The organism is Thermovenabulum gondwanense (genome assembly GCF_001601575.1).
Lineage (GTDB): Bacteria > Bacillota > Thermosediminibacteria > Thermosediminibacterales > Thermosediminibacteraceae > Thermovenabulum > Thermovenabulum gondwanense.
Map to the genome: position 1 here is coordinate 32,256 of NZ_LOHZ01000043.1, position 14,225 is coordinate 46,480.

A 14,225-nucleotide genomic window follows, 5' to 3' on the forward strand; every position below is an offset into this window, starting at 1 on the left:
TTTTTCAGAAAAATAAAGGGAGGTTAAAAAAGAGGATGTTTAAAAAAGTCGAACCCACCATGAACTTTGTTCCCATAGAAGAAAGTATACTCGAGTTCTGGAAGAAAAATGAGATATTCAAAAAAAGCATCGAGCAGAGAAAAGATGCCCCCAATTACGTTTTCTACGAGGGGCCTCCCACCGCAAATGGAAAACCCCATGCCGGTCACGTTCTTACAAGGGTAATAAAAGATCTCATTCCCAGATATAGGACTATGCTTGGCTTCAGAGTCGACAGGAAAGCCGGATGGGATACCCATGGACTCCCGGTAGAGCTGGAAGTGGAAAAACAGCTGGGTATAAGCGGAAAACCGCAGATAGAAGAATACGGTGTAGAAGAATTTATCAAAAAGTGCAAGGAAAGCGTTTTTACCTACGAGCAGGAATGGAGAAAGATGACGGAAAGGGTCGGTTTCTGGATAGACCTGGACGATCCGTATGTCACCTATCACAACACTTATATCGAGTCAGTTTGGTGGGCTTTGAAGAAATTCTGGGAGAAAGGGCTTTTGTACAAGGGGCATAAAGTAGTACCTTACTGTCCGCGCTGCGGCACTTCTCTTTCAAGCCATGAAGTGGCACAAGGTTATGAGGAGGTCGAAGATCCTTCGGTATTTGTTAAGTTCAGGGTGTTGGATGAAGAAAACACCTACTTTTTGGTCTGGACCACAACCCCCTGGACACTGCCCTCCAACGTGGCCTTAGCGGTGAAGGATGATTATACCTACGTAAAGGTAAAACAGGGTGAGGATTATCTTATCCTTGCTGAGGGCAGGCTCTCGGTCCTGGAAGGGGAATATGAAATAATTGAGAAATTCTCCGGGGAGAGTTTAGCAGGTAAAAAATACGAGCCAATTTTTCCTTTCTTCGAAAAAGAAAAGGATAGGGCGTTTTATGTGGTCTTAGCAGATTTCGTAACCCTTGATGAAGGGACAGGCATAGTACACATGGCTCCTGCCTTCGGTGAAGACGACTACAGGATGGGACAAAAGTACGGATTACCCGTATTACAACCGGTAGATGCTCAGGGAAAATTTACCAAAGAGGTTCCTCTGTGGGAAGGGCTATTTGTAAAAGATGCGGATAAGGGTATTATTAAGGAGTTAAAGGTAAGAGGAAAGCTTTACAAAGCTGAAAGATATAAGCACACCTACCCCTTCTGCTGGAGGTGCGATACACCCCTTTTATATTATGCAAGAAGCAGCTGGTTTATAAAAACCACGGCTATTAAGGAAAGGCTTTTAGAATTGAACCAGAAAATAGGCTGGCATCCGGAACATATCAGGGACGGAAGATTCGGTAATTTCTTGGAAAACGTCATTGACTGGTGTTTAAGCCGGGAGCGTTACTGGGGAACACCCTTAAATATATGGGTTTGCGAAGAGTGCGGTCATCACCATGCGGTAGGAAGCATTCAGGAACTAAAAGAAATGAGCAAGGTTCCTTTTGAAGACATAGAACTGCATAAGCCCTATGTGGATGAAGTAATCCTTTCCTGCCCTGAATGCGGCAAGGATATGAGAAGGGTCCCGGAGGTAATTGACTGCTGGTTTGATTCCGGCTCTATGCCCTTTGCTCAATTTCATTATCCCTTTGAGAACAAGGAAGTGTTTGAGACCCATTTTCCCGCTGATTTTATAGCGGAAGCCATTGATCAAACCCGCGGATGGTTCTACAGTTTATTTGTAATTTCGACCCTGCTTTTTGATCAATCCTCTTATAAAAACGTGCTGGTTATGGGGCACGTGCTGGATCAGTACGGCCAGAAGATGAGCAAGCATAAAGGCAATGTGCTTGATCCCTGGGAGATTCTAAACAACCAGGGTGCGGATGCTATGCGCTGGTACCTTTACGTTTCCAGTCCGCCCTGGGCACCCAGCAGGTTCTACAAAGAGGCGGTCAGTGAAGCTCAGAGGAAATTTCTGGGGACTTTGTGGAATGTTTACTCTTTCTTCGTCCTTTATGCTAATATCGACAATTTTGATCCGAAGGCTTACCAAATTGATCCGAAAGAAAGGCCGGAGATGGACCGCTGGTTATTGTCCAGGGTAAACAGCATAAACAAAAAGATCAGAGAAGAGCTGGAGAAGTACGATATTACATCCGCTGCCAGGGCTTTAGAAGAGCTGGTGGACGATATGAGCAACTGGTATGTCAGGAGAAACAGGGAGAGGTTCTGGAAATCAGAGATGGATCGGGATAAGATTTCCGCATATCTGACTTTGTACGAAGCACTGGTGGATTTCATAAAAATGGCAGCACCTTTTGTTCCGTTTATTACGGAAGAAATCTATCAAAACCTTGTAAGGGAAGTTTACCCTGAAGCTCCCGAAAGCATACACCTGACCTTCTATCCTGAAGTAGAAGAAGGGTTAATTGATCCGGTTCTCGAGCACAAGATGGAACTGGCAAGGAGAATCGTAGAGCTGGGAAGAGCGGCGAGAAACAAAGCAAAGATAAAAAACCGCCAGCCTTTGTCAAAGATGATGGTGCAGCTTAGAAATGTCCAGGACGAGGACCTTATCAGGGATTTAACGGGTATCATTAAAGAGGAGCTCAATATAAAAGAAATAGAGTATATAGATGTGGCAGAGGAATACTTTACCTACATGCTAAAACCCCGCTTTGACCTTCTGGGGCCAAAATACGGAAAACTCATGCCCAAAATAGCAAAGGAAATTTCTTCGGCAAAGGCTTCTGCTTTGATCCGGGAAGCCAGAGAAAAGGGTGAAATAAAAATCAACGTAGAAGGGCAGGAAATTACTATAAAAGAGGAAGAATTAGATATACGGGCGGAAGATAAAGCGGGATACTGCACCGAGGGTGAAGCGGGATACTACGTGGTGCTGGATACCCATATTTCAGAAGAACTCTTACTGGAAGGGATTGCCCGGGAGCTTACCAGCAAAATTCAAAACATGAGAAAGGAAGCAGGGTTTGAAGTAGAAGACAAAATAACGGTTTATTATCAGTCGGGCTCAAAAGAAATTCGGGAGGCGGTTAATATGTTCGGAGAAAGCATTAAGGAAGATACCCTCGCCCTAAATATATCCAGTGAAACGATGCCGCCGGATGTTTTCTTGAAGGAATGGGATATAAACGGGTTCGGCGTTATGCTGGGTATAAAAAGATGTAAAAGAGGTTAATAAAACTTGAAAATTGCCCGCCCCTTATGTAGAATAAAAAGGGCGGGCAAAATACATACATATCGAAAGGAGGCAGTATTAAATGAAGGATGCTATTACTGTGATGAGAGAAAGAAGGAGTGTAAGAAGATTTCTTCAAAAACCCATTCCAAGGGAGGTCCTGGAAGAGATTATTGACTGCGGCAGACTTGCGCCAACAGCCAATAATTTTCAGCCCTGGGTATTTGTGGTGGTAACTCAGGAGGATACAAAGAATAAGATTGCGGAACTTGCTACCTGGGGAAAATTTATTAAGGATGCCGCAGCCTGCGTAGCGGTGTTCTGTGAAAAGGACAACCCCTTCCATGTAGAGGATGGCTCGGCGGCTACAGAAAATATTATTCTGGCAGCAAAAGCCCATGATATTGATTCCTGCTGGGTGGCCGGTTATAAGAGGCCTTACAGCGAGGAAGTAAGAAAACTCTTGAACGTTCCTGAAAAATACGAGCTTATATCCCTTGTGCCCCTCGGTTATTCCCAGGAACATCCGAACCCTGCCAAGAAGCCGTTGTCCGAAGTATTAAAATGGGAAAGGTATTAGATTAAAAGCCCGGAATTTTTCCGGGCGGTTTATATTTTTTGGGGGAGGAAGTATGCTTTACGTTTTTGAAAATATAAGGCCGTTTAATTTAAAAGCCGTGCTGGATGGAGGGCAGGCTTTTCGGTGGAAAGAAGAAAACGGACGGTTTGTAGGAATTGTAAAAAACAGATTTTTAGCGGTTGATTACTCTGAAAACACTCTTTTGGTGGAAATAAACGATGGAAGCTCATCAAAGGAAGAAGATATAAGGTTTATAATGGATTATTTTGACCTTGACAGGGATTACCTTACCCTGGAGGAAGAATTGACAAAGGAGTATCCGGAGCTCAAAAAAGCCATAGAGGATGGAAGCGGAAATCGAATTCTCCACCAGGACCCCTGGGAAACTTTGATATCCTTTATAATTTCTGCCAATAACAGCATACCAAATATTAAGAGGGTAATTGAAAGGCTTTGTGAAAAATACGGTAGCCCTATCGATTACAAGGGAAAAACTTACTACACCTTTCCCTCTCCCGATGCCTTGAGCAATTTGTCGGATGAGGAAATAAGCTGCACCCGGTGCGGATTTCGCGGAAAATATATAATAAAAGCAGCTAAAATGGTGCAATCCGGAGAAGTGGACCTTCGAAAAATTGAAAAACTTGATACGAAAGATGCGGTAAAGGAGCTCATCAAAATTCCCGGCGTTGGCGTAAAGGTTGCCGGTTGCATCCTGCTTTTTGCATATAGAAAATACGATTCCTTTCCTGTGGACGTATGGATAAAAAGGGCGGTAGAGGAAATTTATTTTGATGGTTGCCAAAAAAATATAAAAGAAATAATTGATTTTGCCCGTAAAAAATTCGGAGAAAGAGCAGGTTTTGTCCAGCAGTATTTATTTTATTATTTTCGCGGAAAGAGCATATAATCATTAATTTTTTTTATTAAAAAAATTTCTAAAAAATATTTATCCTTTTATGTTTTTTTGTTATAATATATTTAGAAATTTATATAAATATCTAAGGAGGTTGTCCTGAATGGAAAAAAAGGGTCTTAAGTTTAACACCGATACCCTTCTTTTGATACTTATTTTATCTTTGTATGTAATAGGTTTTTTACTTTACCCTTACCTGCCTGAGAAGGTGCCTTCCCACTGGAACATACGGGGAGAGGTTGACGGCTATACCGGGAAATTCAATCACATTCTTTTTATGCCTACATTTACCCTGGGTTTGTTTTTGCTTTTGAAGGTTGTGCCCAAAATTGACCCGAGGGCGGAAAACTATAAAAAGTTCACCGGGGTTTATGAAGGGTTTAAGGTAGTATTTGTTCTTTTTATGTGGGGAATTTATATTATCACGCTTTTGGCAGGGCTCGGATATTCATTGCCTGTAGGGAAACTGGTAAGCATCGGTGTAGGAGTATTGTTTATATTTATAGGAAATTATTTCGGCAAGATAAAGCACAACTATACTTTTGGTATAAAAACGCCGTGGACATTAGCGAGCGAGGAGGTATGGAATAAAACTCACAGGGTTTCCGGTCCCCTTTGGGTAATTGCGGGGTTTTTGTGGATTGTGAGCATATTTGTAAGCGAAACCATCGGTTTCATAGTGGGGATGGTTTCTATCTTTTCCGTTGCAATCTTCGGGTTTGTTTACTCGTATATAATTTACAAAAAACTTTATGGACAAAAATAACCTGAACGGGGAGGGAGAGGCTACGAATTTAAATATTATTTTTAAAGCACTTTCCGATCCGGTAAGAAGAAAGATTCTTGCCCTGCTCAAAGAAAGGGATCTGACCGCCGGCGAAATAGCCTCCTTTTTTGATATTTCCTGGCCCAGCATTTCCCACCACCTGAATATATTAAAACAGGCGGGGATGGTGGTAGACGAAAGAAGGGGTCAGAACATTTACTATTCGATTAACACATCGGTATTTGAGGACCTTATCTCCTATGGAATGGAAATTCTGGGCAAAAAAAGCAAGGATTAATTTAAAAATACCCCGAAAACAAGGCAAAATTTTACGTATTTATTTAATGTAAAGAAAAAATAAAAAAATGAGGAGAGGTTATATGAAAAACAATTTGAAATTTCTAAAACTCCTGTCCTTTGCTCTTATTATCCTCTTAGTGGCACCCGTTATATCATCATCTGCTCTTGGGGAGGAACCGGCTGCCGAATATTTTAACATTGAAACCAGCGCAACCGGCACGGTAGAAGTCCCACCGGATATGGCAGAAATTTACATTACGGTTAGAAATGAATCCCTTTCCAGGGATACCGTCCAGAAGGACAACGCCTTGAGGGTTCAGGAATTGACAAGAGCTCTTTCAAAATTCAAGGTTGAGGTAAAAACAACGTATTTTTACAATTACCAGATACAGGAGGGAGAGCCTATTGTTCAGCCGATGCAGGAAGGAGCAAAGCCGGTAAAATACGTAATCAAGTATGTAGTGGAAAGCGGGCTTAAAGTCATAGCCAATGATGTTAAAGAAGTTGGTGACATCCTGGCGGTGGCTTCCAACACTCAGAATGCTTACGTGAACAGCGTTCAGTACGGAGTAAAAAACATATCGGTGTATAAAAAGCAGGCTATAAATGAAGCTATTAAACAGGCAAAGGAATCCATAGAGATAAGCGCTGACGGTTTGGGAGCAAAGCTAATAAGACCCGAACAGGTCAGGGTGGATTTTGGAAGTCCTTATTACTATCCGGTGATGAAGGCTTACGATACGGCTCAGCGGGTCGAAGGTTATGTCCCTCAGCCTCAAAACCCGGAACCCGTTAAGGTTACGGCGACCGTCTACATGGTGTATAAGGCTGCATTGAAATAAACGCGGATTTACCGCGTTTTTTTATTTTCATATTTTTTACTTGCCAAAATTCCACATATAATTTATAATATTATCAAATTAACTATTTAAAATATTAAAGTAATAAATTTACATAATGGCGGGGTCGCATAAAATGGGTAAAAAATTCACGGATTACTGCCCGCCGGGCAGTATTTTTTTAGAAAGGGTTAGGGAAAAAATCGGTAAACTTTACGGGAGTTTCGGTTACGAACCGGTTGAACCATCGGTTTTTTTAGATTACGAGGACCTGTATTTCAAGGATAAAAACAACTCCTTTAAAGTAGTTGATTACGACGGCAGGGTATTGACATTAAGGACGGAGTATACCCTGTCGGCAGCGGAGATGGCAGCAAGGATTAATGATGAAGGACGGGATTTTATAAAATTTTATTATTTTGGGAAGGTATTCCGGTATATTACCGAAAATGCCGGGGATTACAGGGAATTTCACCAGATAGGGATTGAAAACATTATGGGAAAAGATGATCCGTTTGCGGACATAGAGGTAATAGCGCTGGCGGTAGAAACCCTTTTAGAGCTTGGTTTTAAAAATTTTACCGTGGATATGGGAGAGGTAAATTTTTTCAAGGGAATTACCTTCGATTACGGATTTGATGAGGAATCCTCTGAAATTCTGTGCAAGTTGATAGATAAGAAGGATTACATAGGCATTGAAAATTTTCTCGGAGACAAAAACATAAAAAATTCGGTTATAGACGACTTCAGAAAAATTACCAGGCTTTACGGAAAAGGGGAAGTATTGAAAAAAGCAAAAGGATATGCCAAAAATGAAACCTCAAAAAAAAGCTTAGAGAGATTAAGTTTTATTTACGAAAAACTTAAATCTATGGGGTATGAAAAATATATATCTTTAGATTTAGGGATGCTCAAGCATATGGATTATTATACGGGTATCATCTTTACAGGATACATTGAGGGGCTGGGGTATCCCGTCCTCAGCGGAGGGAGATATGATTCGCTTTTTTTAAAATATAACCGGAACCTTTATGCGGTGGGTTTTGCAGCAGGGCTTGAAAGGATTCTGGAAAAAGCAGGGAGTTTCGGGGAAGGTTTTAAAGTATACATCGGTTATGACGAGGAAGGTTTTAAAAAAGCCTTTAACTTCACCAGATATATTAACGATAAAATTTATTTTCAAAGCTTTCCGGAAAAACCTGAAGATAGCATAAAAAGAGCAAAAAAACTGGGAGCCGAAAAAGTATATTATTTTAGAGGTGATGAAATATTTTTTCTATAGCGGGTGAGAAAATGATTACAATTGCACTTCCTAAAGGGAGATTGGCACAAGAAACGGCGGATTTTTTTGAAAAGTGCGGTCTTTTGAACATAAAAATGGAGGAAGATTCGAGAAAGTTAATTTTTATAGATGAAGTAAATAATCTGAGGATAATCCTGGTAAAACCCTTTGATGTCCCCACCTATGTGGAATACGGAGCGGCGGATATGGGTGTGGTGGGGAAGGATGTTATTATGGAAAAAAATGTAAACATTTTTGAGATTCTGGACATGGGTATTGGCCGCTGTTTTCTTGCATTAGCGGGTGTAAAGGGAAAGAAAGAGGATTTTATTAGGAAAAAGGATAAGGTTATTGCGACAAAATACCCGGAAGTAACAAGGGAGTATTTTGAAAAAATAAACCATCAAAGCCTGAAGGTGATAAGGCTTAACGGTTCTGTGGAACTTGCGCCTTTACTCGGGCTTGCGGATGGAATAGTTGATGTGGTGGAAACCGGGAGAACGTTAAAGGAAAACGGCTTAGAAGTGTATGAAAAATTGTTTGATATAAGTGCAAGGCTTATTATAAATCGGGCAAGTCTTAAAATGAAGAAGGATTTAATAAACGACATAGTAGAGAGAATAGAGAGGGGGCTGGAAATTGAAGGTGCTATTTGCCCAAAATCGTGAATTTGAAAAAGAACTTATCAATATCGTTAAAAAAAGGTCCCCGGGAGAATTGACCGGTGTAGAAAAAAGGGTGAGGGAAATTATAGAAAAAGTGAGAGAAAAAGGGGATGAAGCTCTTATTGAGCTGACTATGGAATTGGATGGCGTTTTTTTAAATGCAGAAGAATTGGAAGTACGGGATGAGGAAATAGAAAAGGCCTATAGTTCGGTAGAAAAGGAGTTTTTGGAAGCTTTGAATAAAGCCTATGAAAATATCTTAGAGTTTCACGAAAAGCAAAAACAGGAATCCTGGTTTTATATGAAGGAAGGTAGCCTTTTGGGGCAGAGAATTTTGCCGCTGGAAAGCGTGGGCATTTACGTGCCGGGGGGGAAGGCGGCGTATCCTTCCACCGTATTGATGAACGCCATACCAGCAAAAGTAGCTGGAGTGGAAAGAATTTACATGACCACACCTCCTAAGGGGAATAAAGAGATTAACCCTTATATCCTTGCGGCTGCTAAGATCTGCGGGATAAATAAGATTTTCAAAATCGGTGGCGCCCAGGCGATAGCGGCCTTATCTTACGGTACGGAAACAATACCGAAAGTCGATAAAATAGTGGGCCCCGGCAATATTTACGTTGCCTGCGCCAAAAAGCAGGTGTACGGTGAAGTGGATGTGGATTTAATAGCAGGACCCAGTGAAATTGTGGTGATTGCCGATGAAACGGCGGATGAAAGGTATGTAGCCTATGATTTGCTTTCCCAGGCGGAACACGACGAGAATGCCATGGCTATATTAATCACCGATTCGCAGCGGCTCGCCCAGGAGGTTTTGAGGTGTATTAACGATTGTATAGAGACAAAAGAAAAGGAAGATCCTTTAAACAACAATATTTCCACAGCTAAAAAATCCTTAGAGAATTACGGATTAATCTTATTGACCCAGAATCTCATGGAAGCGGTGAAAATATCTAATTTAATTGCACCGGAACATTTAGAAATAATAGCGAAGAATGGCGATGAGCTTTTAAAAGAAGTTAAAAATGCCGGAACGGTCTTTCTGGGCGAATTTTCCCCCGAACCCATAGGGGATTATATTGCTGGGACAAATCATGTCCTGCCCACAAATCAGACTTCCAGGTTTTTCTCTCCCCTCGGCGTATACGATTTTATGAAAAGGATCAACGTGGTGAAATACTCATTGGAAAGCCTTAGGTTGTATGCTGGTCATGCGGTTAAAATTGCGGAGCGGGAGGGACTATATCTACATGCAAATTCACTGAAAGTGAGGATAAACGATGTTCAGGGATAAATTGAAAAACTACAAGAATTACGAAGTCAAAGAGGAAAATTATAAAATAAAACTTGATGCCAATGAAAATTTAAATCCCATGGATGAGGGATTAAAAAAGAAAATATTAAATACCTTAGCGGAAAACGTAGATAGAATCTGCTTTTATCCGGAAAATAATTCGGATACTTTGAGGGAGGAGCTGGCTAAATTTTACGGATTAAATAAGGAGAACTTCATAGTCGGAAACGGTTCCGACCAGCTCATTCAGATAATAATGCAGGCGGTATGCGAAAAAAACGATGCGATTTTGGTTTTAAATCCATCCTTTGTAATGTACAGGATTACTGCCGGTATCCTCGATATTGAAGTAAAACAGGTTCCTTTTAATTTGGAGTGGAAGGTGGATGTAAAGGATATTATTAATATAGCTCAAGAGGATGATAGAATAAAAGCAGTATTTTTAGATACCCCTAACAATCCCACCGGGATTCTTTTGAACAAAGAGGATATATCCCGCGCAGCTGAAACCCTTAAGAACAAGATACTGGTGGTGGATGCGGCATATGCGGAGTTTTGCCCCTGTGATTATGTTGATTTGGTGGGAAGGCATGAAAACGTAATTGTTTTAAAGACTTTTTCAAAAATAGGTTTTGCGGGAATACGATGCGGTTATGCGGTTTCATCAAAACATATAATAGATAATCTTCATAAAGTAAAACCCCCTTACAATGTGAGCTTTTATACCCAGATGATAGCGGCGGAGGTTTTGAAAAACTTTGATCTGGTGAAGCCAAATATTCAAAAGACTGTAGAGGATAGGGAAAAATTGAAGGGGGATTTTAGAGCATTGGGCTTTAATGTGCTCGACGGCTACGGAAATTTCCTCTCAATTGTGGGTGAGGGATTGGATGATATTCAGATTTTCTTAAGGTCTAAGGGTATTGCTGTAAGGTATTTTACGCTTGACAAGGGAACCGGGCTTTTGCGCATAACGGTGGGCACTAAGGAGCAAAATGAAGAGCTTTTAAAAGCTTTGAAGGAATGGAGAGGGCTGAAGGATGAAGGACAGGATGGTTAAATTAATAAGGAAGACCGGTGAAACGGATATAAAGGTTTTCCTTAACCTGGATGGGAAGGGGTTTTGCAAAGCCGGTACGGGCATAGGATTTTTCGACCACATGCTCACCCAGTTTGCCCTGCACGGAAAATTGGATTTAGTCGTCAGGGCAAAAGGAGATTTAAAGGTAGATGACCATCATACGGTGGAAGACGCGGGCATTACCTTAGGGAAAGCGGTCTTAAAAGCCCTGAAGGACAAAAAGGGGATAAATAGGTACGGTTTTGCTTTGGTACCCATGGATGATGCCCTGGTTTTATTTTCTATGGATATTTCTGGGAGGCCTTATTTAAATTTTGACGTGAAGTTTAAAAGAGAAAAAATAGGTGATATGAGCTTGGAGACCGTATCGGAATTTTTCAGGGCGTTTTCGACAAATGCTAAGGTAACATTACATGTGGCAAAGCTTTACGGCAATAATGAGCACCATGTGGTAGAAGCGATTTTCAAAGCCTTCGGCAGGGCTCTGAGGGAGGCTGTTAAAAGGGAAGATAACGGCATTATCCCCTCGACAAAGGGGGTATTGTAGGGTGAAAAAGGTTGTAACCTTAGTAGACTATGGCATGGGAAACCTCGGCAGTGTTAAAAAGGCTTTCGAGTATTTGGGCTTTGAAGTAAAGTTAGCCTCGAAAGGTTTTGAGCTTGAAAGGGCTGACTGCATGGTGCTTCCCGGGGTCGGTGCTTTTAAGGAGGCAATGGAAAGGTTGAAAAGCGGGGGAATAAAAGAAGAAATAAGGAAAAAGGTGTTGCGGGACAAAATACCTTTTTTAGGGATTTGCCTTGGGATGCAGCTGCTTTTTGAATTCAGTTACGAGGGGGAATCGGAAGGATTAAGCATTTTTGAAGGAAAGGTGAAGCTTTTTCCTAAAAAGGAAGGCGTAAAAATCCCCCACATGGGCTGGAATAAGATAAATGTCGTAAAGGATTCTCTTCTTTTAAAAGGATTGGATGGGCAGTATTTTTATTTTGTACATTCCTATTATGTGGATACTACTGATTTAGATTTAGTCTCTTCTTTGTGCATCCACGGCCTGGAGTTTACTGCAAGCGTTGAAAGAGAAAATATTTTTGCAACCCAGTTTCACCCGGAAAAAAGCGGGGAAGCTGGACTTTACTTATTGGAAAATTTCGGGAGGTTATTATGATAGTATTTCCTGCTGTAGATATAAAAGATGGAAGGTGCGTAAGGCTTACGCAGGGGGATTTTGATAAAGAAACGGTTTACAGTAAGGACCCTGTAAAACAGGCCATGTATTTTAAAAATCAAGGTGCTAAATACCTCCACCTTGTGGACTTAGACGGGGCAAAGGAAGGGGTTTTAAAAAATATTGAAATAATAGTGGAGATAAAAAGAAAATCGGGCCTTTACGTTCAGTGCGGCGGAGGGATAAGGGATTTTGAAACGGCAAAGGAGCTTTTAGATGCGGGAATCGACTGCATTATAATAGGCTCTGCTTTTTTTAACCGTAGGAAAGAAGTTGAAAGGATGCTGAAGGAATTTTCCCGGGAAAAGGTAGCGCTGAGTCTGGACTTTAAAAAGGATAAAATAAAAATATCGGGATGGCAGGAAAGTGTAGAAATGGGGATAGACCATTCTGTCAAAGAAGCTGAAAGAATAGGCATAGAAAAGATAATTTTCACCGACATAACGCGGGACGGGACCCTTGAAGGGCCAAATTTGGATGCCGCGAAAAGGTTGAGAGAAATTTTTAAGGGGCTTTTAATTGCTTCGGGCGGTATTAAAAGCGTAGAAGATGTAATGAAGTTAAAACAAATCGGTATAGATGGTGTCATAATAGGGAAGGCACTTTATAATAACGACATTATTTTAAGCGATCTTCTAAAAAAGATTTAAAAAAGGGTGAAAAAAATGGTGGCAAAAAGGATTGTTCCCTGCCTTGATGTCAAGGAGGGGAGGGTTGTAAAAGGGATAAATTTTATAAACCTCATAGACGCAGGAGACCCCGTAGAAGCTGCTATACAATACGACAAAATGGGGGCGGATGAGCTGGTTTTCCTTGATATAACGGCATCTTATGAAAAAAGGGATATAATGATTGAAGTAGTGGAAAAGGTTGCAAAAAATGTATTCATACCCTTTACGGTAGGAGGGGGTATACGCACCATAGAGGATATCAGAAAAATATTGGTTGCAGGAGCGGATAAGGTTTCCATAAATTCCGCTGCGGTTAAAAACCCGGATTTAATTAATGAGGCAAGCAGGGTTTTTGGAAGTCAGTGTATAGTAATTGCTATTGATGCTAAAAAACATCCTGAAGGATACCGGGTATATATAAACGGAGGAAGGGAGAATACAGGCCTTGATGCCCTTTCCTGGGCTAAAGAAGTTGAAAAAAGAGGTGCGGGGGAAATACTCCTGACATCGATTGACAGAGACGGCACAAAAGAGGGCTTTGACCTGGAAATTACGGAGCTCATCTCAAAAAATGTAGATATACCCGTAATTGCATCGGGCGGTGCCGGAAATGAAAGGCATTTTTTGGATGTATTTAAAATAGGTGCGGATGCAGCCCTTGCCGCCTCAATTTTTCATTTTGGAGAGGTTAAAATAGAAGATTTAAAGAAATTCCTTTTGGAAAACGACGTAGAGGTGAGAAATAAATGGAAGATAACGAAGGATTAAATTTTGATAAAAATAGCGGTTTAATACCCGTTGTGGTGCAGGACTATATAACCGGTGAGGTTTTAATGCTTGCATATATGAACAAAGAAAGTTACGAACTTACTTTAAAAACAGGCTACATGCACTTTTTCAGCAGAAAAAGGAATAAGATTTGGAAAAAGGGAGAGACATCGGGAAATATTCAGGAAGTGGTTTCTTTATATTATGATTGCGATGGAGATACTATTTTGGCAAAGGTAAAACAAAAGGGGCCGGCATGTCATACGGGTAATAAAACCTGTTTTTTCAATGAAATTATTAAAAAGGAAAATTTAGTTGGATTTGAAATTTTGAAGGATTTAATGGTGGTTATTAATAAAAGAAAAAATGAAAAAAAAGAAGGCTCCTATACCTGCTACCTTTTTGAAAAAGGTTTAGACAAAATATTAAAAAAGGTAGGCGAAGAGGCATCTGAAGTGATAATAGCGGCAAAAAACGGCTCAAAATCCGAAATAACCTACGAAGTCGCAGACCTTATATATCATTTAAGCGTTATGCTTTCTTACTTTGATATGGACTGGGAGGATATTTTGAGGGAATTGAAAGAGAGAAAATAGATTCATGCATAATTAATTCTGAAAAAATAAAATCATCATAAAAAAGATAAAAAATG

Annotated in this window: 15 protein-coding genes; all 15 read left to right on the plus strand. The window is 40.6% G+C overall.

Annotated features, from left to right (window positions below; genetic code table 11):
- The first annotated feature begins 35 nt into the window (after positions 1-35).
- On the plus strand, positions 36-3,185 hold the full coding sequence (gene ileS, locus ATZ99_RS10435; protein ID WP_068749176.1) for an isoleucine--tRNA ligase: 3,150 nt from the start codon (positions 36-38) through the stop codon (positions 3,183-3,185).
- 82 nt (positions 3,186-3,267) lie between these two features.
- Positions 3,268-3,765: a nitroreductase family protein gene (locus tag ATZ99_RS10440; RefSeq protein ID WP_068749177.1), complete on the plus strand. Its 498-nt coding sequence runs from the start codon at positions 3,268-3,270 to the stop codon at positions 3,763-3,765.
- Positions 3,766-3,817: 52 nt separating this feature from the next.
- The gene (locus ATZ99_RS10445) at positions 3,818-4,675 is read left to right on the plus strand and encodes a DNA-3-methyladenine glycosylase family protein (protein WP_068749178.1); all 858 of its coding nucleotides are present in this window, start codon (positions 3,818-3,820) and stop codon (positions 4,673-4,675) included.
- Positions 4,676-4,784: 109 nt separating this feature from the next.
- Positions 4,785-5,447, plus strand: a complete 663-nt coding sequence (locus tag ATZ99_RS10450; RefSeq protein ID WP_068749179.1) for an SdpI family protein — start codon at positions 4,785-4,787, stop codon at positions 5,445-5,447.
- The gene (locus ATZ99_RS10455; protein WP_068749180.1) at positions 5,434-5,745 is read left to right on the plus strand and encodes an autorepressor SdpR family transcription factor; all 312 of its coding nucleotides are present in this window, start codon (positions 5,434-5,436) and stop codon (positions 5,743-5,745) included. The genes ATZ99_RS10450 and ATZ99_RS10455 overlap by 14 nt, the downstream gene beginning before the upstream one ends.
- Before the next feature lie 82 nt (positions 5,746-5,827).
- Positions 5,828-6,589: an SIMPL domain-containing protein gene (locus ATZ99_RS10460; protein WP_068749181.1), complete on the plus strand. Its 762-nt coding sequence runs from the start codon at positions 5,828-5,830 to the stop codon at positions 6,587-6,589.
- Between the two features lie 133 nt (positions 6,590-6,722).
- Entirely contained in the window at positions 6,723-7,868 is a 1,146-nt protein-coding gene (locus ATZ99_RS10465; RefSeq protein ID WP_068749182.1) for an ATP phosphoribosyltransferase regulatory subunit, read from the plus strand.
- An 11-nt stretch (positions 7,869-7,879) separates the two neighbouring features.
- Positions 7,880-8,536 (plus strand): ATP phosphoribosyltransferase, encoded by a 657-nt coding sequence (gene hisG, locus ATZ99_RS10470; protein ID WP_068749183.1) that lies wholly within the window; start codon positions 7,880-7,882, stop codon positions 8,534-8,536.
- Positions 8,508-9,830 carry a histidinol dehydrogenase gene (gene hisD, locus ATZ99_RS10475; protein WP_068749184.1) on the plus strand — a complete coding sequence of 441 codons (1,323 nt, stop codon included), beginning with the start codon at positions 8,508-8,510 and terminating at the stop codon, positions 9,828-9,830. The genes hisG and hisD overlap by 29 nt, the downstream gene beginning before the upstream one ends.
- Positions 9,817-10,890, plus strand: coding sequence for a histidinol-phosphate transaminase (gene hisC / locus ATZ99_RS10480; protein WP_068749185.1), 1,074 nt, complete (start codon positions 9,817-9,819; stop codon positions 10,888-10,890). The genes hisD and hisC overlap by 14 nt, the downstream gene beginning before the upstream one ends.
- Positions 10,871-11,458 carry an imidazoleglycerol-phosphate dehydratase HisB gene (hisB, locus tag ATZ99_RS10485; protein WP_068749186.1) on the plus strand — a complete coding sequence of 196 codons (588 nt, stop codon included), beginning with the start codon at positions 10,871-10,873 and terminating at the stop codon, positions 11,456-11,458. The genes hisC and hisB overlap by 20 nt, the downstream gene beginning before the upstream one ends.
- 1 nt (position 11,459) lies before the next feature.
- On the plus strand, positions 11,460-12,074 hold the full coding sequence (gene hisH, locus ATZ99_RS10490; RefSeq protein WP_222927111.1) for an imidazole glycerol phosphate synthase subunit HisH: 615 nt from the start codon (positions 11,460-11,462) through the stop codon (positions 12,072-12,074).
- Positions 12,071-12,784, plus strand: a complete 714-nt coding sequence (gene hisA, locus ATZ99_RS10495; protein ID WP_068749187.1) for a 1-(5-phosphoribosyl)-5-[(5-phosphoribosylamino)methylideneamino]imidazole-4-carboxamide isomerase — start codon at positions 12,071-12,073, stop codon at positions 12,782-12,784. Before hisH ends, hisA begins: the two co-directional genes overlap by 4 nt.
- A 15-nt stretch (positions 12,785-12,799) precedes the next feature.
- Complete coding sequence (hisF, locus tag ATZ99_RS10500) at positions 12,800-13,573, plus strand: imidazole glycerol phosphate synthase subunit HisF (protein WP_068749188.1); 774 nt, start codon at positions 12,800-12,802, stop codon at positions 13,571-13,573.
- Positions 13,552-14,169 carry a bifunctional phosphoribosyl-AMP cyclohydrolase/phosphoribosyl-ATP diphosphatase HisIE gene (gene hisIE / locus ATZ99_RS10505; RefSeq protein ID WP_068749189.1) on the plus strand — a complete coding sequence of 206 codons (618 nt, stop codon included), beginning with the start codon at positions 13,552-13,554 and terminating at the stop codon, positions 14,167-14,169. The genes hisF and hisIE overlap by 22 nt, the downstream gene beginning before the upstream one ends.
- The last annotated feature ends 56 nt before the right edge of the window (positions 14,170-14,225 follow it).